Here is a 19,846-nt window from a genome sequence, read left to right as displayed (position 1 = left end):
GGTGCGGGCCGTTACTTCCGCAGCTCGAACGTCGTGGCGCCGACCTTGATCGGGGCGCCGACGGTCACGGGGACGGGAGAGGCGACGCGTTCGCCGTCGTGCCAGGTGCCGTTCGTCGAGTCGAGGTCCTGCACCATCCACTGCTCGCCCCACAGCACGAGACGGGCGTGGTGGCTCGAGGTGTAGTCGTCGCGGATGACCAGTCCCGACTCGCTCGAGCGGCCGATCGTGAGGGGCTCGTTCCCGAGAGGGAGCTCGAGTCCCGCCTTGGGGCCGCTCGTGATGACGATGCGCGAGACCGTGTTCACGGTCGCCTTCTGCGGGCCGGACGGTGCCGCCGGGCGCGTCATGACCGGCGAGACGATGGAGGTCTCGGCGTTGGCCGGGGCGGTCGCGACGGGGCCGGGAGCCGCCGGAGCGGGTTCGGGCATCTTCCGGACCTTGACGCCGAACAGGTCGGCGCGCAGCGAGTAGACCACCGCGAAGACGAAGAACCACAGCAGGATCAGGAACCCGATCTGCAGCAGCAGGAGTGTCAGTTCGCTCATGCCTGGCCTCCGAGGTCGAACAAGCGGGTCGCGGGATCCTGCGGCCGCGGGGGGATGCGGGATGCCTGCGCGACGACGCGGAAGGTGATGCGCGTGCGCCCGATGGTGATGACGGAGTCGGGGTCCAGCGCGGCCTCCGACACCTTCTGACCATTGAGCTGCGTGCCGTTGGTGGAGCCGAGGTCGCGGACCATCGCCCGGCGACCGTCCCACAGGATCTCGACGTGCCGGCGGCTGGTGCCGGCGTCGGGGATCGTGATGTCGGCATCCGTTCCGCGACCGATCACGGTGCGGCTGCCGGTGAGCGGGTGCTGCGTGCCGTCGATCTCCACGACGCCGTGCCACGAGACCTCTTCGGCCGACGCGGACCGGGAGTCCACACGCACCGTTCCGGTCGTCAACGACTCATCGGGGTTGATGGCGAGCGAGACGGGGCCGGCGAAGCTGTACTTCTGCGCCTTGGCGTGACCTTCGACGAGCTGCACGAGCTCGTCGTGCAGAGTGCGGCCGAGGGCGCCCATCCGCTCGTGGTCGGCGGGGGCGAGTCGGACGACGAGGGTGTTGGGCACGAGGATGCGGTCGCGCGAGACGACGGCGGCCTTCGCGTCGAGTTCGGCACGGAGTGCGGACGCGATCTCGACAGGCTGCACACCGCTGCGGAAGGTCTTCGCGAACGCACCGTTGACGGCGCGCTCGATTCCCTTCTCGAAGCTGTCAAGTAGTCCCACGGGGCTCCTCAGGCAGTCTGGACCGGTGCTCACATGCTAGTTGTCGACCCTGGCAGGGTCTGGGGAACACAGCTGCGGCCGTTTCTCCGGCGGGCTCGCGCCATGATATCCTCGGAAAGTTGATCCCGTGGCGACACGGGTTCGCGCGAGTGGCGGAATAGGCAGACGCGCTGGCTTCAGGTGCCAGTGCCCGAAAGGGCGTGGGGGTTCAACTCCCCCCTCGCGCACAGACAGTGCGACACGAAGCCGGTCGGTGGTGAGAACCCCGACCGGCTTCGTCGTTTCCGGGTGATGTCGCGCGCCTCGTAGGCTCGTACGGTGAGCACGTCGCGCGGCCGGATCTGGACCGGGGTCATCCGCGTCGCTCCGTACGATCGCGACCACACCGTCGCGATCCGCGCCGCTGTCAGCGTGGGTGTGCCGTTGCTCGTCCTCTGGTCCATCGGGCGGCTCGACCTCAGCATCTACGCGAGTTTCGGGGCCTTCGCGGCGCTGTACGGCCGGACGGATGCGATCGGCGACCGGATGCGGATGCAGGGGGCCGCCGGCACCGTCATGGTCGCCGCGATGCTCATCGGCACCGCCGTGTCGGTGTCGGGGCTTGCCGCCCTGGGGGCCGTCGCCGTGGTGGCAGCAGTCGCCGCGACGGCGACCTTGCTCGCGTACGCGACGCAGTGGCATCCACCCGGAGCGCTCTTCGTCGTCTTCTCCGCCGGTGCGACGGCATCCATCCCGGCGGGTGCCGCCCGCTTCGGCGACGTGCTCATCGTCGGTCTCGCGGCCGTCGCCTTCTCCGTCCTCGTGACGCTCGCCGCTGAGACGGTGAGCCAGAGGTCGTTCCCGCGGCTCCCGCGCACGAAGAATCGGCTCTCTGTCGGTGCCGTGGCCGTGGAGATGGCGGTGACGGTCGCGGTTGCGACCCTCCTCGCGGGCACGGCGGGATACCTCCTGCTCGATTCGCATTGGTACTGGGCGATGGTGGGAGCGGTCGCCGCGGTCAGCGGGCCGCACGTGAAAGCCCGGGTGATCCGAGGCCTGCAGCGCCTCCTCGGCACCGTGGTCGGCGTGCTCGTGGCGGCCGGCATCCTCGCTCTCGGCCTGCCGCCGCTCGCGGTCATCCTCACCGCCGTCGCACTGCAGGCGGGCGCCGAACTGTTCGTCGGCCGCAACTACGCGATCGCGATGATCTTCATCACGCCCCTCGCGCTGCTCATGGTGCAGCTCGCGGCGCCCACGACGGCGACCGTCCTCCTGACCGATCGACTGGCGGAGACCCTCGTCGGCATCATCGCGGGGACGGCGGTGGCGGTCGCCTCCGCGCTCATCCGACGTCAGCCCTGATAGCCGATAAGCCAGGTCACGCCGAAGCGATCGGTCACCGTTCCGTCATGATCGCCCCAGGCGCGCAGCTGCAGATCGTCGACGATCCGACCCCCTTCGGCGAGCCGCCCGAACCACGTCTCGAGCACGGCGGGCTCCGCCGCTCCGAGCAAGGCGAACATCACGCCGCGCAGCTGCAAGGCCTCGTCGCCCGGCCCGCCGTCCGATGCGAACAGGGGCACCGGCCCGGTGAGCATTCCGTGTGCGATGAAGTCGCCCGGACCGTCGACACGCTCGAAGTCGGCGAACGTGTTCAGCACGAGGTCGCCGCCGAAGACACCCTGATAGAAGGTGAGCGCGTCGCGCGCCGAACCGGGGAACGTCAGGTACGGGGTGAGACCGGTCATCCGCTCACCGTAGACCGCTCGGTAGCGGCCTGAACAGAGCGGATGCCACTGACCGCCGCTCAGCTGAGCGAGAGGAACAGCTTCTCGAGCTCGGCCATGCGCAGCTCCGAATCGTCGTCCTCGACGCATTGCTGCATCGCCGCCGCGATGACCGCGAACCCCGCTCGGTCGATCGCGCCCGACACGGCGGAGAGCTGCGTCACCACCTCTCGGCAGTCCCCGCCCTCCTCGATCGCCGCGATGACGGCCGCCAGCTGGCCCTGGGCCCGCTTCAGCCGATTGGCGATCCGGCGCACGGCATCCTCGTCATGCAGGGCGGTCGACATCGTCAGGCCTCCTCGCGTGCGGCTGCCTCGAGGCCGTCGGTCCAGGTGAGCCATCCGCCGTCGAGGTTGCGGACGTCGTGCCCGAGCTGCTGAAGGAGTCGGCTCGCGGTGTGCCCTCGTTGACCCACGCGGCAGTGGACGATGAGCGGCGCGACGGGCAGTTCGCCATGACGCCGGCGGATCTCGTCAAGGGGAAGGAGGACGGCCCCGGGGATCGAACCCGCCTCGTTCTCCTCGGCGGTGCGCACGTCGACCACCACGGCGCCGGCCGCGCGGGCGGCATCCACCTCGTGCCACTGGATCGTGCGGTCCGTCCCCATCGCGAGGTTCTCCGCGACATACCCGGCCATGTTGATCGGGTCCTTCGCCGACCCGTACTGCGGCGCGTACGCGAGTTCCAGCTGAGACAGTGCGGATGCCGTGAGCCCGGCCGTCATCGCGACGGCGAGGACGTCCAGCCGCTTGTCGACACCGGCGCGCCCCACGATCTGCGCGCCCAGGATCAGGTCGGTCTCGGCGTCGATGAGCAGCTTCATCGCCATCTGATCCGCACCCGGGTAGTACGTCGCGTGGGAGAAGGGGTGCGTGTGGACGATGCGGTGCGCGCGGCCTTCGGCGCGCAATCGCCGTTCGCTCCACCCCACGAGTCCGACGGTCAGGCCGAGAATGCCGACGACCGTCGTCCCGAGCGCGGGTGCCGCCGCATCCGTGGCGATGCCCGCGATGTCGTCGGCTGCCGCCCGGCCGTGCCGATTGGCGAGACCCGCCATCGTCACGAGCGTCGCCGCGCCGTCGAGGTGGTCGGTCTTCTCGACGGCGTCGCCGACCGCCCAGACTCCCGAAACGCTGGTGCGGTGGTGGTCGTCGACCGCGATGCCGCCGGTCGGGCCGATGGCGATGCCCGCATCGACCGCGATCCGCACGTCGGGGCGGACGCCGCGGGCGTCCACCACGAGGTCAGCGGCGACACGCGTGCCGTCCGAGAGGACGACCCCGCCCGCCTCGAGGCGGGCGATTGTGGTCCCGGTGCGGACGTCCACGCCGGCGGCCGACAGCGCCCGATGCACCGGCGACGCCATCTCGGGGTCGAGCGGACTCAGTATCTGCGCTCCCCGCTGCACGAGCGTGACCTGCGCACCTCGGGTCACGAGGTTCTCGACCGCCTCCACGCCGATGAACCCGCCGCCGGCGACGACCACTCTCGGCAGCGAGAGCCCGGTGAGGATCTCGACGATCTCATCGACGTCGTCGACGGTGCGGAGGGTGGTGACGGGAACACCCTCTCCCGGGATGCGGCCGGTCGCCGCCGCTCCCAGGGCCAGCACCAGGTCGTCGAACGGCTCCTCCCGCTCGGTGTCGGTGTCGAGGTCGCGGACGGTCACCGTCCTGCTCGCGGTGTCGATCGCAGTCACCTCGTGCCGCACGTGCACCCCGAGTGCGAAGCGGGCGCTGAGGGATTGCGGTGTCTGCAGCAGCAGCGCCGACCGATCCTCGATCACGCCGCCGACGTAATAGGGGAGGCCGCAGTTCGCGAAGGAGACGAAAGTGCCGCGCTCGAACACGACGATCTCGCGCTCTTCGTCGAGCCGGCGAAGCCGGGTCGCCGCAGACATTCCCGCCGCGACCCCCCCGATGATGATGGTTCGCATGAGGACACGATACCCCTGGGGGTATCACGGGCAGCTCGTCCGGGGGCCGAGAGGTGTACGCCGGGCAACGTTTATGTCACCTTCGGACGGAGGGGGAGACAGCGAGGGCGCGGGCGGCTAGGTTGGGGATCGACCGGCGGACGTGTCGTCGGCACCAATCAGTAAGGCAGTTCATGAGCGTCAGCGGTACCGTCAAGTGGTTCAACTCGGAGAAGGGCTTCGGGTTCATCGCTCCCGATGAAGGCGGCGCCGACGTCTTCGCCCACTACTCGGCCATCGAATCCTCGGGCTACCGCTCGCTGGAGGAGAACCAGCGAGTCGAGTTCGACATCGCACAGGGCCCCAAGGGTCTTCAGGCGGAGAACATCCGTCCCCTCTGAGGTTTCACACCTCTTCCGTGAGGAGCAGGCGGCGGAGTTCGACGATCGTGTCGACCGCCGCCTGCGCTCCTTCGGATTCGTGGGGCCAACTGAAGCCCCACCGCACGAAGATCACCGGCACGCCGTTCGCCGCGCCTCCGTCGACGTCGTGATGGCGGTCTCCGATGAGGATCGGTCGACTCGTGTCGACGCCCACCGCGCGCAGCCGGCGCAGTGACTCGGCGACGATGTCCGCCTTCGTAGCGAGGGTCTTCTCGTCCGGAGTCGCGCCCGCCATGGCCTGCATGTGCTCCGCGAGACCGTAGTGCTCCATCAGCGCGACGACCTGGACCTCCGGCTTGGAACTCGCCGTCGCCTGCGGGATGCCGCACGCCGAGATCTCGGCGATGAGCTCCCCGACTCCCGGGTAGAGCCGCGTCCGAGCGGTGTAGCCGTCCTGCTTGCCGAGGACCCGGTAGTACGAGACGGCCTCGGACGCCTGCTCCGGCGTCATGCCGACGTTCTTCTGGAACGAGTCGTACATCGGCGGCCCGATCCAGTGGACCAGCTCCGCGCGCGTCGGTGCGGGGTACCCGAAGTGGGTCAGACAGCGGTCGAGACGGCTGAGGATGCCGTCGGATGCGTCGACGATGGTGCCGTCCACGTCCCAGAGGATGCAGGACCAGGGGGAGCGCGCCGTCATGCTCCCAGCCTAGGGGCGGGCCGCAGCGCCCGACGGACGACGACCGCGAGCGCGTATGCGATGGCGCCGACGACCATTTTGTCGATGAGCGAGATGGTGGCGTTCACGATGCCGATGGCCACCTCGGGGTGCACCCCGGTCATCCCCATCACGAGATCGCGCAGCGCGTCGAGCCCGCGGTCGGTGGAGCCGCCCAGATAGAAGACGGTGATGGGGACGGCGATCGCCGATGTGGCCACCGCCACGACGGCGCTCAACCCGAGGAAGCGGGGGAGGGTGGCGGCGAGGCGGAACCGTGTCGCCCCGAAGCCCCACAGGAGCCCGGCGGACACCATCGTCACCGAGAACACCGCGGCGACGACCTGGCCTTTGAGCAGCTCCACGACGATGAACACCAACCCGACGGTCGCAGCGGCCCAGGGGCCGGCGAGGATCGCGACGAGCGCCGTGCCGACCATGTCGAAGAAGAACACATCGCCGAGCAGGGGGTTCACGAACTTGCCGGTCGAGTTCAGCAGCACGCCCGCGACGATCAGGGCGACGAGGCGTCCCCAGGATCGTCCGGTCGTCTCGGGGGCGGGCGGCTCGGGGGGCAGGGTCTCGGGGCGAGGCTCGGCAACCGCGCTCGGACCAGCGGCGAGGGCGGCGGCCACGCGAGCCCGCCACGCGGCGACGGCGGCGGCATCCTCGCCGAGAGCTTCGACGATCTCCGCGACGAGCCCGGCGTTGAGGCGTCGCCGCCCGAGCCGGAACGTGTCCGAGATCGTGGTGTGGGGGACGCGCGCCGCGGCGGGACTCGCGCCCGCGGAGACGCGCTGCTCGGTGACCCTGGCCGCGAGCTCCCGATACGAGACGCCGCGCGCGTCGCGCAGCGTGCGGAGCTCCGTGATCAGCTCGTCGACGCGCGCTGCACCCGTGTCGCTGGAGCCCCCCACACCGTCATCGTAGAGGCGCGGAGGCGCCGCCCCCGACCCGGGTCGCGGATGCGGACGCGGCGCCACCGCAGTGAGCTGCGCGCGAGCCCGAGTACGCGTGCACGACGGAGCCGGACGGTGTGGGTGGTCTCGTGCTCCCCCCGGAGACGGACCGCCATCGGGCACCTGCTCGTCATCCACGCTACGGACCGCGATCCGGAGTCCCGGGTCGAGCACCCGTTCCCGGACGATCCCGTACAGACCCGCGGGTAGGCTCGTCGCCGTGCGTCTCGTCATCGCCCGCTGCTCCGTCGACTACACCGGTCGCCTCAACACCCACCTGCCTCCCGCCACCCGGCTCATCATGGTCAAGGCGGACGGCACGGTCGCGTTCCACCGGGACATCCAGCACCAGCCGCTCAACTGGATGAGCCCGCCGTGCACGCTGACGGTCGTCGAGCCCGGCGAGGACGATATCGACGTCGTGGAGAAGTGGCGGGTCACGCATGCCAAGTCGGGCGACGAGCTCACGATCCGCATCTACGACGTGCTGCACGACTCCTCGCACGAGCTCGGTGTCGACCCGGGTCTGGTGAAGGACGGCGTCGAGGCCGACCTTCAGCGCCTGCTCGCCGAACAGGTCGGCGTCATCGGGGAGAACCTGACCCTCGTGCGCCGCGAGTTCCCCACCGCCATCGGGCCCGTGGACCTGCTTCTGCGCAACCCGGAAGGGGGCACCGTCGCGGTCGAGGTGAAGCGCCGAGGCGACATCGACGGCGTCGAGCAGCTCACGCGCTATCTCGAACTGCTCGGGCGCGACCCGCACCTCGCGCCCGTCACCGGGGTCTTCGCCGCGCAGGAGATCAAGCCGCAGGCCAAGGTTCTGGCGGCGGACCGCGGCATCCGCTGCGTCACCCTCGACTACGACGAGATGAAGGGCATCGAGTCGGGAGCGCCCCGCCTGTTCTGACCGCGCCTCAGTGGCTCGTGCCGCGGGTGCCCGGGAGGGGCTTGGCCGCGCCCGAGGCGAACCCCGAGGCGGCGACGAGCGCCGCGATGATGAACAGTGTGTTCAGCAGGCCGATGTGCGTGCTGATGACGCCGAGGATCGGCGGCCCGCACAGGAAGGCGACGTAGCCGATCGTCGCGGCGGCGCTGACCCGCGCGGCGGCCCGTTCCGGGTCGTCCGCCGCCGCCGACATCCCGAGCGGGAATCCCAGTGACGCTCCGACGCCCCACAGCGCGGCGCCGACGAAGACGAGAGGCAGGTTCGGCGCCAGGATGAAGAGCAGGATGCCGACCACGGCCGTGACGGCGAGCACCCGCAACGTCGCGACGCGGCCGAACCGGTCGACGAGCGGACCCCCGAAGACCCGGACCACGGTCATCGCGACCGAGAAGACCGTCAGCGCAGCGGCACCGAGGGCGACACCGCCCTGGTGATCCTCACTGACGCCGAGGGCCATCCAGTCGTTCGCCCCGCCCTCGGCGAACGCCATGCCGAGCATGACGATCCCGAGCACGTACGTGCGGGGTTCGCGCCAGGCCGACAGCGCCGCGCTGAGGCGGGAGCGCCAGCCGCTGGGAGCCGCGTCGGGTGCGCCGAAGTCGCGCTGGGGCACATAGGCGAAGGCGACGACCGCGATGACGACGATCGCGACGGCAATGGCTGCGGTGTGCGGGAAGACGGCGATGCGCGCACCTGCCACCAGTGCGCCGATGCCGGCGCCGATGACGGTGCCCAGGCTGAAGAAGGCGTGGAACAGCGGCAGGATCGTCTTGCCCACCTCGACCTCGATCGCGGCGCCGTCCACGTTCATGAGCACGTCGAGCGCGCCGTTGCCGAACCCGAAGAGGGCGAGCCCCACGAGGACGAGGAGGAGCGAGGGCGCGACGTCGGTTCCGAGGCCGATGAGGAACAGTCCCACCGACAGCACCAGCATCACGGTGAGCATGCCGCGCCGGGTGCCCATGCGGGCGGCGATCACCGACGACACCGACAGGCCGAGGATGGAGGCGACGCCCATCCCGAGCAGCAGCAGCCCGATCGTGGAGTTCTCGATGCCGAGCGCGGCCTTGATGGACGGGACCCGCGATGCCCACGTCGCGATGCTCAGACCGCTCGCCGTGAAGATCGCGAACACGGCGAGACGCCAGGTCCACAGGCGGGCGGCGGTGAGGTGCAGGGTCATGGACGTCACTCTAGCGGGATCTCCGAATCGATTCGAAGTCGCCGGTCGAGCGGTTACGATCGAACCATGAGCACCCGCCGCGCGACGATCTCCGACGTCGCACGTGAAGCCGGGGTATCGGCGTCGACGGCATCCGTCGTCTTCAGCGGCAAGGTGTCGGTGTCGGACGCCACCCGCGCCAAGGTGCTGCAGGCGGCCGAAATCCTCGGCTATACGGGGCCGGATCCGCGAGCCGCGTCACTGCGGACGGGGCGCGCCGGAGTCGTGGCGGTGCTCTTCCGTGAGCGCCTCGGCTCGGCCTTCCGCGACCCCGTGACGGCGGCGATGATGGACGGCCTCACCGACGCGCTCGCACCGATCGGCGCCGGGGTCCTGCTCCTGCACGACGAGGGGCCCGTCGAGTCGGCGCCCACACTCACGACGGCTCCCGTCGATGCGGCGATCCTGCTCGGCTGCAACGAGATCCTGCAGTCCTCGGTCGACGTCCTGGGGCGCCGCGGCATCCCGGTCGTCGTCATCGAGGGCGACGCCGGCCCGGACGTCCCGCAGATCCTTCTCGACAACGTCGAGGCCCAGCGCACCGCCGCGGAGCACCTGCGTTCGCTCGGGCACGAGGACGTCGCGATCATCACGTTGACGAAGGACGCCACCCGACCCCGCGGCTTCATCGACGATCCGGCGCAGATCGCCGTCGAGGTCACGCGCGACCGGCTGCGCGGCGCCCGGGAGATCTACCCCGATGCGGCTGCCTACGCGGTCGGCGCGAGCTCGATCGACGAGGGTCTGGCCGCGGGCCGGGTCCTCCTCGCCGGCGACCGACCGACCGCGATCATCGCGCAGAGCGATCTGCTCGCGGCCGGTGTCATAAGGGCCGCCGAAGAGGCGGGTCTGCGGGTGCCCGAGGACCTCAGCGTGACCGGGTTCGACGGCATCACGGTCGACGGTCTGGCGCCCTACGTCCTCACGACGCTGGTCCAGGACGCCATCGCGAAGGGACGCGCCGCGGGCGAGGCCGTCGTCGCGATGCTCGAGGGGCGCGAGCCGGCATCCCTCACCCTCACCTGCACATTCCGGCGAGGGAACACAACGGGTCCGGTACCGGCCTGACCTGGGAGCCGGCCGGGCACCCGCTGTCGGTCAGCCGGTAGACTGGAGGCCTCGACCCCCGATGACACAGAGGAGGCCAGGTTGCTGATCCTCCTCGCGGCGTTCGCCCTCGTGCCCCTCCTCCTGCCGGCACTCGTCGCGCGCCTCGGGTCACGCACCTTCCTCGTCGCCGCCGTCGTGCCGGTCGCCGCCTTCGTGCACACCGCGCTGCAGGCACCCGCCGTGATCGCGGGGGATATCCCGTTCGAGACATACAGCTGGATTCCTGACCTCGACGTCCAACTCGCCATGCGGATGGACGTGCTGTCCTGGGTCATGGCGCTCATCGTGACCGGCGTCGGCGCACTGGTGATGATCTACTGCCGGTGGTACTTCGCCGGGAAGACCGAGGGCCTCGCGACCTTCTCGGCCGTGCTCCTGGCCTTCGCGGGCGCGATGTACGGGCTCGTGCTCACCGACGACATCGTCGTGCTCATCATGCTGTGGGAGGTCACGAGCGTCCTCTCCTACCTCCTCATCGGCTTCTACCACCGCCGCGGCGCGAGCCGACGAGCGGCGCTGCAGGCGCTCCTCGTGACGACCCTCGGCGGACTCGTCATGCTCATCGGCGTCGTCATGCTCGTCGTCCTGTACGGCACGACGAGCATCGCGGCGATGCTCGAGACCGGTCCCGTCTTCGAGGGCGGCCAGGCGGTGGCCCTGGATGCCGCGATCGTGATGCTGCTCGTGGGTGCGCTCAGCAAATCGGCCATCTTCCCCTTCCACTTCTGGCTGCCGGGCGCGATGGCGGCGCCGACCCCCGTGAGCGCCTACCTGCACGCGGCGGCGATGGTGAAGGCGGGTATCTACCTCATCGCCCGCTTCGCCCCGGCCTTCGCCGACACCGATCCGTGGCGCCCCATCGTCATCGGGCTCGGCATCTTCACCATGCTGCTCGGCGGCTTCCAGGCGCTGCGGGAGTCCGACCTCAAGCGCATCCTCGCCTTCGGCACGGTCAGCCAGCTCGGCATGCTCACGGTCGTGCTCGGCTACGGGGAACGCAACAGCGCGCTCGCCGGCCTCGCGCTGTTGGTCGGACACGCCCTGTTCAAGTCGGCCCTGTTCCTGATCGTCGGCGTGATCGACCGTCAGCTCAACACGCGCGACATCGCCGAGCTCTCGGGCGTGGGCCGCCAGGCGCCGACACTCGCGACCTTCTCGATCATCGCGATCGCCTCGATGGCGGGCGTCGCGCCCACGGTCGGCTTCGTCGCCAAGGAGGCGGCGCTCACCTCCTTCCTCGAGGGCGGTGCCGACCCGGCTGCGCTCATCCCGCTGATCGGCATCCTGCTCGGATCCGCGCTGACGGCGGCATACGGCATCCGTTTCGTGTGGGGGGCCTTCTGGACGAAGAAGGATGCCGCGGGCGCCCCGCGCGAGCGCACCGAATGGCCCGACCCGCCCATCGGCTTCCTCATCGCCCCCGTCGTGCTCAGCGGGCTCACCATGGTGGCGGGCGTGGCCTCGCCCGTGGTCGATTCGGCGATCGCCGGCTACGCCGACGGCATCCCACTCGAAGAGGGCGGGAAGGCGTACCACCTGGCACTCTGGCATGGCTGGGAGCCGGCGCTGTTCCTGTCGCTGGGCTCGATCGCCCTCGGCGCCGTACTGTTCTGGATCACCCAACGCCGCGCGCTGAAGGCCCGCATCCTGCCGTTCACCGCGAACGACGCCTACAACCTGTCGCTGCGCGGCATCGCCCGACTGTCGGTCTGGACGACGTCGCTCACCCAGCGGGGGTCCCTGCCGTTCTACGTGGGGACGATCTTCGTCGTCTTCATCGCCGCCGAGGCGACCGCGCTGCTGGCGAGCAGCGAATGGCGCATCGCCGTCGACGCATGGCAGAGCCCGGCTCAGCTGCTGGCGGCGCCCGTCATGATCCTGGCGGGCTTCGTCGCCATCCGCGCGCGCAAGCGCTACACCGGCGTCGTGCTCGTGTCGGTCACAGGTCTCGGCATGGTCCTGCTGTTCGCGACCAGCGGCGCGCCCGACCTGGCACTCACGCAGATCCTCGTCGAGACCGTCACCCTCATCGCCTTCGCACTCGTGCTGCGCCGCATCCCGGCCCGCCTCGGCGATCACAACGCGTCGGTCCTGCCCGTCGTCCGCGCCGTCATCGGCATCGGCGTCGGTGTCACGATGGCCGCCGTCGCCCTCATCGCGACGGGCGCCCGGGTCGCCGACCCCGTCTCCGGGCCGTTCCCCGACCTCGCGTACGAGATCGGGCACGGCAGGAACGTCGTCAACGTCACCCTCGTCGACCTGCGTGGCTGGGACACCATGGGGGAGCTTTCGGTGCTCATCCTCGCGGCGACCGGTGTCGCGTCCCTCGTGTTCGTCACGAACCGCTCCGACAGCCGCATCCTGCCGTCACTTCCCTCCGGAACCGGTCGCAGCCGCCGCCCTCTCGTCGAGACGGCCGACGGTCCGCGGCCCCGCTCGACCGCCCCCGGGTCGACCCGTCAGGCGTGGCTGGTCGGCGGACTCAAGGTGAAACCCGAGAACCGTTCGCTGCTGCTCGAGGTCATCGTCCGGGTGCTGTTCCACTCGATCATCGTCGTGTCGGTGTATCTGCTGTTCGCCGGTCACAACCTGCCCGGCGGCGGGTTCGCGGGCGGACTCGTGGCGGGGATGGCCCTCGTGATGCGCTACGTCGCGGGCGGACGATGGGAGCTCGGTGCGGCTGCGCCGACGGACGCCGGTCGACTGCTGGGTGCCGGCATGACCCTCGCGCTCGCCTGCGCCATCGTGCCCCTGTTCTTCGGCGCCGCGCCTCTCACCAGCACCTACTGGGAGTGGGATGTGCCGATCCTCGGCGAGATCGAGTTCGTCACCTCGACGATCTTCGACGTCGGGGTCTACCTCGTCGTCATCGGCCTCGTGCTCGACGTGCTGCGGTCGCTCGGGGCCGAGGTCGACCGTCAGACGCAGGCGCAGCGGGAGCGGGTGAGCGCATGACCGTCTCGCTCGTCCTCGTCATCATCATGGCCGTGCTGTTCGCCGCCGGGGTCTACGCGATGCTCGAACGCAGCCTCACGCGCGTGCTCATCGGGTTCCTCCTGCTCGGCAACGCGGCGAACCTCTTCCTCCTCATCGTCATGGGCGCGCCGGGCGTCGCGCCGTTCTACGGCAGCGCCGGGGAGGGCGAGTCGTTCAGCGACCCGCTGCCGCAGGCGCTCTCGCTGACGGCGATCGTCATCACCTTCGCGATCTCGTCCTTCCTCCTCGCCCTCATCTACCGGTCGTGGCAGCTCGGTCAGGCGGACACCGTCACGGACGACGAGGCCGACCGCGAGGTGCGCGAGCGCGGTGCCCGCGACGAGGAGGCGATGGACGACGAGATCACGGACGAGGACGACGACGCCACGACCGACTTCATCGGGACGGAGACCTCGCCCATCGTGATCCTCCACGCGCAGGACATCGCCGAACTGCGTGACGACGCCCCGACGGACACCCCGGGAGGCCCGCGATGACCGCGCTCGTCCCGCTCCTGGTCACCCTGCCGCTCCTCGGCGCCGGCATCGCCCTCATCTTCGGCCGGCGACGCCGCGTCCAGGTCGGTGTGTCGATCGTGACCCTGACCGTGGCGGCGACCATCGCGGCCGTGCTCCTCTGGTACGTCGACGCGAGCGGGATGCCGCTGGCGGTCTCGGTCGGCGGCTGGCCGATCCCGTTCGGCATCGTGCTGTACGTCGACCGCCTCGCAGCGCTGCTCGTCCTGGTCTCGAGCATCGTGCTGCTCGCGGTCCTCCTCTTCTCGGTCGGACAGGGCGCAGCCGACGGCGACGAGGAGACGCCGGTCTCGATCTTCCACCCGTCGTACCTGATCCTCGCGGCGGGCATCTTCAACGCCTTCATCGCGGGCGATTTGTTCAATCTCTACGTCGGGTTCGAGATCCTGCTGGTCGCGTCGTACGTGCTGATCACGCTCGGCTCCACCGAGTCCCGCATCCGCACCGGCGTGGTCTACATCGTCGTGTCGCTGGTTTCGTCGATCCTCTTCCTGGCCGCGATCGCCGCCATCTACGGGGCGCTCGGCACCGTCAACATGGCGCAGCTGGCCGACCGCATGGGGGAGCTCCCCGATGAGGTGCAGCTCGTGCTCCACCTGATGCTCCTTCTCGCCTTCAGCATCAAGGCGGCGGTCTTCCCGCTGTCGTTCTGGCTGCCGGACTCGTACCCGACCGCCCCGGCGCCGGTCACGGCGGTGTTCGCCGGCCTGCTGACCAAGGTCGGCGTCTACGCGATGATCCGCACCGAGACGCAGATCTTCCGCGACAACGACGTGAACCAGCTGCTGCTGATCGTGGCCCTCGCCACGATGGTGGTTGGCATCCTCGGTGCCGTCGCGCAGGCCGAGCTCAAACGCATCCTGTCGTTCACGCTCGTCAGTCACATCGGTTACATGGTCTTCGGGCTCGCGATCGCGACCCCCGCATCGCTGGGCGCCACGATCTACTACATGGTCCACCACATCGTCGTGCAGACCACCCTGTTCCTCGCGGTCGGCCTCGTGGAGCGTCGAGCGGGGTCCACGTCGATCCTCAAGGTGAAGGGGCTCATGAAGGCGGCGCCCGTCCTGGCGGTGCTCTACTTCATCCCCGCGATCAACCTCGGCGGTCTCCCGCCGTTCTCGGGCTTCATCGGAAAGTACGCGCTCTTCAACGCGGCCGCCGAGGTCGGGACGCCGCTCATGTACGCCCTCATCGTCGCGGGCATCGTGACCTCGCTGCTGACGCTGCTGGCACTCATGCGCGCCTGGAACCTCGCGTTCTGGCGCGAGGAGGACGACCTCACCGAGGAGTCGGGCGTCGTCGACCGGATCTCCTACCTCGGAGACGCCCCCGCGGCCGGGGTGCAGACCGAACGTCGCGTCATCCCGCGCATCATGACCGCGTCGACCGCCGGCATGGTCGCGGTCACGGTCGCCCTCACCGTCTTCGCCGGTCCGCTGTACAACCTGTGCGCGGGCATCGGGTCGTCGCTGCTGAACCCCGTGACCCTCACCCAGCTGCAGGACGAGGTGAACGATGGGAACTGACGTCAAGCGCAGCGCTCTGACCGGGATCTGGCGACAGCTGCCGTTCTTCCTGTGGCTCGTCGCGCTCTGGATGCTGCTGTGGGGTCAGTTCACCGTCCTCGCCTTCCTCACGGGAACGATCGTCGCCGTCTTCGTGACGAGCGTCTTCCGCCTGCCGCCCGTCGAGCTCTCCGGCCGCCTGAACCCGTGGTGGTTGATCGTCTTCTTCGTCCAGTTCCTCGCCGCGGTCGTGAAGGGCTCCCTCGTGGTGGCCTGGCAGGTCGTGCGGCCCGGCCGTCAGCCGGGCGTCTCGGTCGTCGCCGTGCCGCTCGTGACCGACGACGACCTGATCATGGCGCACGTGGGGGTCACGGCATCCCTCATCCCGGGATCCCTCGTCCTCGAAACCGATCGCGACCGCCGCGTCCTCTACCTCCACGTCCTCGGTGCGGCGACGGACGCCGAGGTCGACGAGCAGCGTCGGATGGTGCAGCGCTGGGAGGCGCGCATCGTGCGCGCCGTCGGCTCGCCCGCGCAGCTCGAGGCGATCCGGTCGTCCCGTTCCGGAGCGGCAGAGATCCGTACCGGTGGAATGAACGGCAGGAAGCAGGAGCGCTCGTGATCGCCGTCCTCATCTTCGTCATCTGCGCCGTCTTCGGCGTCGCCGCCCTGCTCACCGTCTGGCGGATCATCGTCGGTCCCTCGATCCTCGACCGCGCCGTCGCCTCGGATGTCCTGCTGACGCTCCTCATCTGCGCGCTCGGCGCCGAGATGGCGATCAATCACCACACCCGGACGCTCCCGGTCCTGCTGATCGTCGCGGCCGTCGGTGTGTTCGGCTCGGTGTCGATCGCACGGTTCGTCGCCCGCCGGGATGGAGCGGAGCGATGACCGAGATCCTGCACGTCGTGTCTCTCGTCCTCATCCTGGCGGGAGCACTGCTCTGCCTGACCGCCGCGATCGGGCTGCTGCGCTTCCGCGACGTGCCGACCCGCCTGCACGCCGCGACCAAGCCGCAGGTGCTCGGCCTGCTGCTCATCGCCATCGCGGTCGGGATCGAGCTGCAGTCGTGGGCGGTCGTCGCCTTCCTCGTCCCGGTCCTCGTGATCCAGTTCGCCACGGCTCCGCTGTCGGCCCACATGGTGGGCCGTCAGGCGTATCGCAACGGCACGATCGACCGCCGCAACCTCCACGTCGACGAGCTCGCCGACGCGAAGGAAACCCCGCCCGGCGCGGGCGGCTGACCCTCAGCCGATCAGGCTCGGCTGCAGATCGCGCATCGTGCGTCGGAACGTCATCCGCGTCACGCCGGCGACGGCGAGCACCAGCGCACCGACGAGCCACGTCGCGAGGACCGCGGCATCCGCCCACGCCCGACCGGCCTGGCCGCCGTACATGACCTGCCGCATCGCGTCGACGACGTAGCCCATCGGCAGCACGTGGTGCAGCGCGGCGAGCGGCGCCGGCAGCGTCTGCCAGGGGAAGGTCCCTCCGGCGGTGACGAGCTGCAGCACCATCAGGACGAGACCGAGGAACTGCCCGACCGAGCCCAGCCACACGTTGAGCGCGAGGATGATCGCGGCGAAGGTGGCGGACGCGAGCAGGAGGATGCCGAGGGTCGGCAGCGGATGCGTGAACGAGAAGCCGAGCGCGATGGAGAGCACCCCGAACAGCGACACCATCTGCACGGCGCCGAGGGCGGCCGGCGTCAGCCAGCCCGCGATCGCGACGCGGACGGGGGAGCGGAGCGCCGTCACCGCGCGCCGCGAGACCGGCTTGACGATGAGGAACAGGGCATAGATGCCGATCCAGCCGGCGAGGGCGGCGAAGAACGGCGCCAGTCCGGCGCCGTAGTTCTGCGCCTGGGTGAGCGAGTCCTCGGCGACGCCGACGGGGTCGGCGAGGGTCGCCGCCTGCGCGGCCCGGGTCGCGGCGCTGTCGTCGGGCAGCTGCTGCGCTCCGTCGCGCAGGGCGTCGCGGAGCGTGCCCGCACCGTCCTCCAGCCGGTGGATGCCGGTCGCCAGCGAATGTGCGCCGGTGTCGAGCTTCTGGGCCCCGGCATCCGCCGTCGCGAGGCCGTCGGCGAGGGTGTGCGCACCCGTCGCGGCGCTCGCCGCCCCGGTCGCGAGCTTCGCGCTGCCGGAGGCCACCTGGGCGGCACCGTCGTCGAGCGCGTCGATCTGCCATACCGCCTGCTGCACGCGCGAGTCGAGGTCGGAGACGCGGGCGCCGAGGGGATCGAGGACGCCCAGGACCTTCCTGATCTGCGCCTCACCGAGTCCCTGCGCCTCGAGTGCGCTCGTGAGGTCGGTGCGGACGGTGGGGACAGCCGACGACACCCGATCGGCGGCCGACCCCACCCGGTCGGCGACGCTGCGGAGCTTCGCCGTGCCGCCCGACACCTGCTCGGCTCCGGACGAGAGCGAGCGCAGGCCGCCGGCGAGCGTGTCGACGCCGGACGCGAGCTCGGTCGCGCCGCTCTCGAGCTTCGTCGTGCCCTGCGCCAACGTGTGCGCTCCGTCGGCGAGGGTGTCGGCGCCGTCGCCGGCGGTCGTGAGGCCGTCGGTCAGGGTGCCGGCGCCGTCCGCGGCGTCGAGGAGCTTCACGCGGACCGTGTTCAGCGCATCGAGCATCGTCAGGCCGGCCTCGCGGACGACCTTCTCGCTGATCGTCGTCCGGATCCGCTCGACCGCCTGCGTGCCGATCGTCGAGGCGAGGTAGTTGTTGGCGTCGTTCGTCGTGAGGTCGATCTCGGCCTGCCGCGGGTGCGATGACGAGATAGAGGCGACGGCCGAGGTGAAGTCGGCGGGCAGCGTCACGGCGAAGTCGAAGGAGCCCTCATCGAGGCCGCGGCGGGCACCGGCGGCATCCACCTCGTGCCAGTCGAAGCTGCCGTCCTCGAGGAGCGAGTCCGCGACCTCGTCGCCGAGGTTGCGATCGCTGCCGTTGAGCGCGGCTCCGTCGTCGCTGACGACCAGAGCGACCGGGACCTGCGACAGGTTGCCGTACGGGTCCTGATTGGCCCACAGGTAGAGCCCGCCGTAGAGGACGGGCACGAGGATCAGCGCGATCAGCGCGATGACGCGCATGCGGGTCGAGGTCAGTCGCCGCAGCTCGGCGGCGAACAGGGCGGGGATCTTCACGAGCGGATGCTTCCGGTGGAACGGCGGGCGATGGCGGATGCCGGGTGCCGGCGCGACGCGCGTAGTCCGGCGGCGCGGAGCCGTGGACGCCCCACGCGCGGACGCGCGGAGGTGGGGGCCAGGGCGGATGCCGAGGCGGTGCCGGCGATGACGAGAACGGCGAAACCGCGGCCCGCGAAGTCGGCGGCGATCCGCTGCCACTGGCGGGGATCGCCGCCGTGACGGTCGGGCGAGACGAGGACGAGCGCTTCGATCCCGCGGCGGAGGGCGGCGAGCTCGAGGAGCATGCGGATGCGGACGTCCGCCGCGACCTCGCCGATCGGCGTGCGGGTCAGGTGACGCCAGCCGTGCCCGTCGAGCCAGCGCCGGGCCGACAGCGGGTCGGCGCGCCGCCCTGCGAACATGAGCTCCTCCTCCACGACACCGACGACGGCGACGTCGGGCGCGGGATCGTTGACCTCGGGGGCGTCGACGAGGGCCGCCACCCGGCGCAGACGACGGCCACCGCGGCGGCCGTCGAGGGTCACGCTGCCGGCATCCGGTCGCATCCGCCCCACCGCGACGAGACCGAGCACCGAGGGGCGCTGCTCGGTCTCGGCGGTCGCGAGCGTCACGCGCCCCGTCTCGACGGAGACCGAGGTGGGCGGGAGGACCCCGCCGTCCTTCCCCTTCGCGACTGCATCGAGATCGATCCTCACGCGCGCGCCTCCGTCAGCACCGCGTCGGCCTCACGCCACCCGAGTCCCGCGACGCCGAGGATGGCGCGGACGGCGACGCCCGCGGCATCCGGTCGGCTCGAATCCAGCCGCGTGATGACGGTGCGGGCCGCTTCTTCGACGAGGCGGGCGACCGTCGTGACGTGCAGGTCGCCGCGGAGCGTGCCCTCGCACCGTCCGCGGTCGACGATCTCGAGCACGCGCCGGCGCACCGGCGTGAGGATGGCGGCGGTCTCGCCGACGTGCGTGTCGTCGAGCGCGACGGCGGCGGCGAACTGCACGTGCGCGGCGCCCTCCCAGAGGGCGAGGGCGAGGCGGGCGAGCGCCAGGGGTGCCGGTCCCTCGTCGTCGACCGTGTCGGCGATGGCGTTGAAGCGCTCGGCGCCGGCGTGGATCATCTCTCGGATGAGGGCGTCACGGTCGTCGAAGTGGCTGTACAGGGCGCGGCGGCTGAGGCCGGCAGCGCGCGCGATCGTGTCGACGGAGGCGTTCGGATCCGCCGCGAGGGTCTGAGCGGCGGCGGACAGGAGGCCTGCCCGATTGGCGACGGCGTCGCGACGGGGGCGGCGGGGGGAGGCGGTGTCGGTCACGCCTCCAGTGTAAATATCTTGCACATACGTGTGCAAGATAACTCAGCGAACGCACAGCGCCGGCTTGATGTAACCGTTTACC

Annotated in this window: 21 protein-coding genes and 1 tRNA gene; 11 read left to right on the top strand and 11 right to left on the bottom strand. The window is 70.5% G+C overall.

The genetic code is table 11. The annotated features are described in order from the left end of the window. Positions 1–11: 11 nt before the first annotated feature. Both AB0259_RS10105 and AB0259_RS10100 read right to left on the bottom strand, forming a co-directional pair. Positions 12–548 (bottom strand): FHA domain-containing protein, encoded by a 537-nt coding sequence (locus AB0259_RS10105; RefSeq protein ID WP_251577388.1) that lies wholly within the window; start codon positions 546–548, stop codon positions 12–14. Then, positions 545–1,276, bottom strand: a complete 732-nt coding sequence (locus AB0259_RS10100) for a DUF3662 and FHA domain-containing protein (protein ID WP_251577390.1) — start codon at positions 1,274–1,276, stop codon at positions 545–547. Before AB0259_RS10100 ends, AB0259_RS10105 begins: the two co-directional genes overlap by 4 nt. A 143-nt stretch (positions 1,277–1,419) precedes the next feature. On the opposite strand from AB0259_RS10100, the gene AB0259_RS10095 reads away from it, so the two are divergent. Together AB0259_RS10095 and AB0259_RS10090 are read left to right on the top strand one after the other, a co-directional pair. Beyond that, positions 1,420–1,503 (top strand) — tRNA-Leu (locus AB0259_RS10095). Positions 1,504–1,594: 91 nt separating this feature from the next. Then, positions 1,595–2,617: an FUSC family protein gene (locus AB0259_RS10090; protein WP_366221916.1), complete on the top strand. Its 1,023-nt coding sequence runs from the start codon at positions 1,595–1,597 to the stop codon at positions 2,615–2,617. Here AB0259_RS10090 and AB0259_RS10085 read toward each other — a convergent pair. The 3 genes from AB0259_RS10085 to AB0259_RS10075 are packed head-to-tail and all read right to left on the bottom strand — an operon-like array spanning position 2,608 to position 4,978. Beyond that, the gene (locus tag AB0259_RS10085) at positions 2,608–3,003 is read right to left on the bottom strand and encodes a VOC family protein (protein WP_366221918.1); all 396 of its coding nucleotides are present in this window, start codon (positions 3,001–3,003) and stop codon (positions 2,608–2,610) included. The genes AB0259_RS10090 and AB0259_RS10085 overlap by 10 nt on opposite strands. A 59-nt stretch (positions 3,004–3,062) precedes the next feature. Beyond that, positions 3,063–3,329, bottom strand: a complete 267-nt coding sequence (locus AB0259_RS10080; RefSeq protein ID WP_251577395.1) for a metal-sensitive transcriptional regulator — start codon at positions 3,327–3,329, stop codon at positions 3,063–3,065. Between the two features lie 2 nt (positions 3,330–3,331). Then, on the bottom strand, positions 3,332–4,978 hold the full coding sequence (locus AB0259_RS10075; protein WP_366221919.1) for an FAD-dependent oxidoreductase: 1,647 nt from the start codon (positions 4,976–4,978) through the stop codon (positions 3,332–3,334). A gap of 173 nt (positions 4,979–5,151) precedes the next feature. On the opposite strand from AB0259_RS10075, the gene AB0259_RS10070 reads away from it, so the two are divergent. Further along, entirely contained in the window at positions 5,152–5,358 is a 207-nt protein-coding gene (locus tag AB0259_RS10070; protein WP_064002832.1) for a cold-shock protein, read from the top strand. A 4-nt stretch (positions 5,359–5,362) separates the two neighbouring features. On the opposite strand, the gene AB0259_RS10065 is transcribed toward AB0259_RS10070, so the two are convergent. Further along, entirely contained in the window at positions 5,363–6,040 is a 678-nt protein-coding gene (locus AB0259_RS10065; protein ID WP_251577399.1) for an HAD hydrolase-like protein, read from the bottom strand. Continuing rightward, on the bottom strand, positions 6,037–6,975 hold the full coding sequence (locus AB0259_RS10060; RefSeq protein ID WP_366221921.1) for a hypothetical protein: 939 nt from the start codon (positions 6,973–6,975) through the stop codon (positions 6,037–6,039). The genes AB0259_RS10065 and AB0259_RS10060 overlap by 4 nt, the downstream gene beginning before the upstream one ends. 262 nt (positions 6,976–7,237) lie before the next feature. On the opposite strand from AB0259_RS10060, the gene nucS reads away from it, so the two are divergent. Continuing rightward, a complete protein-coding gene (gene nucS, locus AB0259_RS10055) occupies positions 7,238–7,924 on the top strand; it encodes an endonuclease NucS (protein ID WP_251577403.1) in 687 nt (228 codons plus the stop codon). 7 nt (positions 7,925–7,931) lie between these two features. Here the strand turns inward: nucS and AB0259_RS10050 are convergent, their stop codons facing one another. After that, complete coding sequence (locus AB0259_RS10050; RefSeq protein WP_251577406.1) at positions 7,932–9,146, bottom strand: MFS transporter; 1,215 nt, start codon at positions 9,144–9,146, stop codon at positions 7,932–7,934. Positions 9,147–9,212: 66 nt separating this feature from the next. Here AB0259_RS10050 and AB0259_RS10045 point away from each other — a divergent pair, with 66 nt between their 5' ends. From AB0259_RS10045 to mnhG, 7 genes are all read left to right on the top strand, one after another. Further along, complete coding sequence (locus AB0259_RS10045; RefSeq protein ID WP_251577408.1) at positions 9,213–10,253, top strand: LacI family DNA-binding transcriptional regulator; 1,041 nt, start codon at positions 9,213–9,215, stop codon at positions 10,251–10,253. Between the two features lie 81 nt (positions 10,254–10,334). Next, the gene (locus tag AB0259_RS10040) at positions 10,335–13,250 is read left to right on the top strand and encodes a Na+/H+ antiporter subunit A (RefSeq protein ID WP_366221924.1); all 2,916 of its coding nucleotides are present in this window, start codon (positions 10,335–10,337) and stop codon (positions 13,248–13,250) included. Next, positions 13,247–13,768: a Na(+)/H(+) antiporter subunit C gene (locus tag AB0259_RS10035; protein WP_251577412.1), complete on the top strand. Its 522-nt coding sequence runs from the start codon at positions 13,247–13,249 to the stop codon at positions 13,766–13,768. The genes AB0259_RS10040 and AB0259_RS10035 overlap by 4 nt, the downstream gene beginning before the upstream one ends. Beyond that, entirely contained in the window at positions 13,765–15,336 is a 1,572-nt protein-coding gene (locus tag AB0259_RS10030) for a Na+/H+ antiporter subunit D (protein WP_366221927.1), read from the top strand. The genes AB0259_RS10035 and AB0259_RS10030 overlap by 4 nt, the downstream gene beginning before the upstream one ends. Then, the gene (locus AB0259_RS10025) at positions 15,326–15,937 is read left to right on the top strand and encodes a Na+/H+ antiporter subunit E (protein WP_366221929.1); all 612 of its coding nucleotides are present in this window, start codon (positions 15,326–15,328) and stop codon (positions 15,935–15,937) included. Before AB0259_RS10030 ends, AB0259_RS10025 begins: the two co-directional genes overlap by 11 nt. Continuing rightward, a complete protein-coding gene (locus AB0259_RS10020) occupies positions 15,937–16,206 on the top strand; it encodes a monovalent cation/H+ antiporter complex subunit F (protein ID WP_251578969.1) in 270 nt (89 codons plus the stop codon). The genes AB0259_RS10025 and AB0259_RS10020 overlap by 1 nt, the downstream gene beginning before the upstream one ends. Further along, positions 16,203–16,559: a monovalent cation/H(+) antiporter subunit G gene (mnhG, locus tag AB0259_RS10015; protein WP_251577417.1), complete on the top strand. Its 357-nt coding sequence runs from the start codon at positions 16,203–16,205 to the stop codon at positions 16,557–16,559. Before AB0259_RS10020 ends, mnhG begins: the two co-directional genes overlap by 4 nt. A gap of 3 nt (positions 16,560–16,562) precedes the next feature. Here the strand turns inward: mnhG and AB0259_RS10010 are convergent, their stop codons facing one another. The 3 genes from AB0259_RS10010 to AB0259_RS10000 are packed head-to-tail and all read right to left on the bottom strand — an operon-like array spanning position 16,563 to position 19,764. Next, positions 16,563–18,458 (bottom strand): YhgE/Pip domain-containing protein, encoded by a 1,896-nt coding sequence (locus AB0259_RS10010; RefSeq protein ID WP_366221931.1) that lies wholly within the window; start codon positions 18,456–18,458, stop codon positions 16,563–16,565. After that, a complete protein-coding gene (locus AB0259_RS10005; protein WP_366221933.1) occupies positions 18,455–19,156 on the bottom strand; it encodes a hypothetical protein in 702 nt (233 codons plus the stop codon). Before AB0259_RS10005 ends, AB0259_RS10010 begins: the two co-directional genes overlap by 4 nt. Further along, the gene (locus AB0259_RS10000; protein WP_251577423.1) at positions 19,153–19,764 is read right to left on the bottom strand and encodes a TetR/AcrR family transcriptional regulator; all 612 of its coding nucleotides are present in this window, start codon (positions 19,762–19,764) and stop codon (positions 19,153–19,155) included. Before AB0259_RS10000 ends, AB0259_RS10005 begins: the two co-directional genes overlap by 4 nt. Positions 19,765–19,846 lie beyond the last annotated feature (82 nt).

Source organism: Microbacterium sp. NPDC080005 (genome assembly GCF_040702445.1).
GTDB lineage: Bacteria > Actinomycetota > Actinomycetes > Actinomycetales > Microbacteriaceae > Microbacterium > Microbacterium oleivorans_D.
The sequence above is the reverse complement of the archived record's forward strand: the minus strand, read 5'-3'. Positions and strand labels throughout refer to the sequence as shown.

Excerpts from the sequence above, each read along its gene's own strand:
- AB0259_RS10105 (WP_251577388.1), bottom strand. The coding sequence starts at position 548 with ATGAGCGAACTGACACTCCTGCTGCTGCAGATCGGGTTCCTGATCCTG.
- AB0259_RS10085 (WP_366221918.1), bottom strand. The coding sequence starts at position 3,003 with ATGACCGGTCTCACCCCGTACCTGACGTTCCCCGGTTCGGCGCGCGAC.
- AB0259_RS10080 (WP_251577395.1), bottom strand. The coding sequence starts at position 3,329 with ATGTCGACCGCCCTGCATGACGAGGATGCCGTGCGCCGGATCGCCAAT.
- AB0259_RS10075 (WP_366221919.1), bottom strand. The coding sequence starts at position 4,978 with ATGCGAACCATCATCATCGGGGGGGTCGCGGCGGGAATGTCTGCGGCG.
- AB0259_RS10070 (WP_064002832.1), top strand. The coding sequence starts at position 5,152 with ATGAGCGTCAGCGGTACCGTCAAGTGGTTCAACTCGGAGAAGGGCTTC.
- AB0259_RS10065 (WP_251577399.1), bottom strand. The coding sequence starts at position 6,040 with ATGACGGCGCGCTCCCCCTGGTCCTGCATCCTCTGGGACGTGGACGGC.
- AB0259_RS10050 (WP_251577406.1), bottom strand. The coding sequence starts at position 9,146 with ATGACCCTGCACCTCACCGCCGCCCGCCTGTGGACCTGGCGTCTCGCC.
- AB0259_RS10045 (WP_251577408.1), top strand. The coding sequence starts at position 9,213 with ATGAGCACCCGCCGCGCGACGATCTCCGACGTCGCACGTGAAGCCGGG.
- AB0259_RS10035 (WP_251577412.1), top strand. The coding sequence starts at position 13,247 with ATGACCGTCTCGCTCGTCCTCGTCATCATCATGGCCGTGCTGTTCGCC.
- AB0259_RS10030 (WP_366221927.1), top strand. The coding sequence starts at position 13,765 with ATGACCGCGCTCGTCCCGCTCCTGGTCACCCTGCCGCTCCTCGGCGCC.
- AB0259_RS10025 (WP_366221929.1), top strand. The coding sequence starts at position 15,326 with ATGGGAACTGACGTCAAGCGCAGCGCTCTGACCGGGATCTGGCGACAG.
- mnhG (WP_251577417.1), top strand. The coding sequence starts at position 16,203 with ATGACCGAGATCCTGCACGTCGTGTCTCTCGTCCTCATCCTGGCGGGA.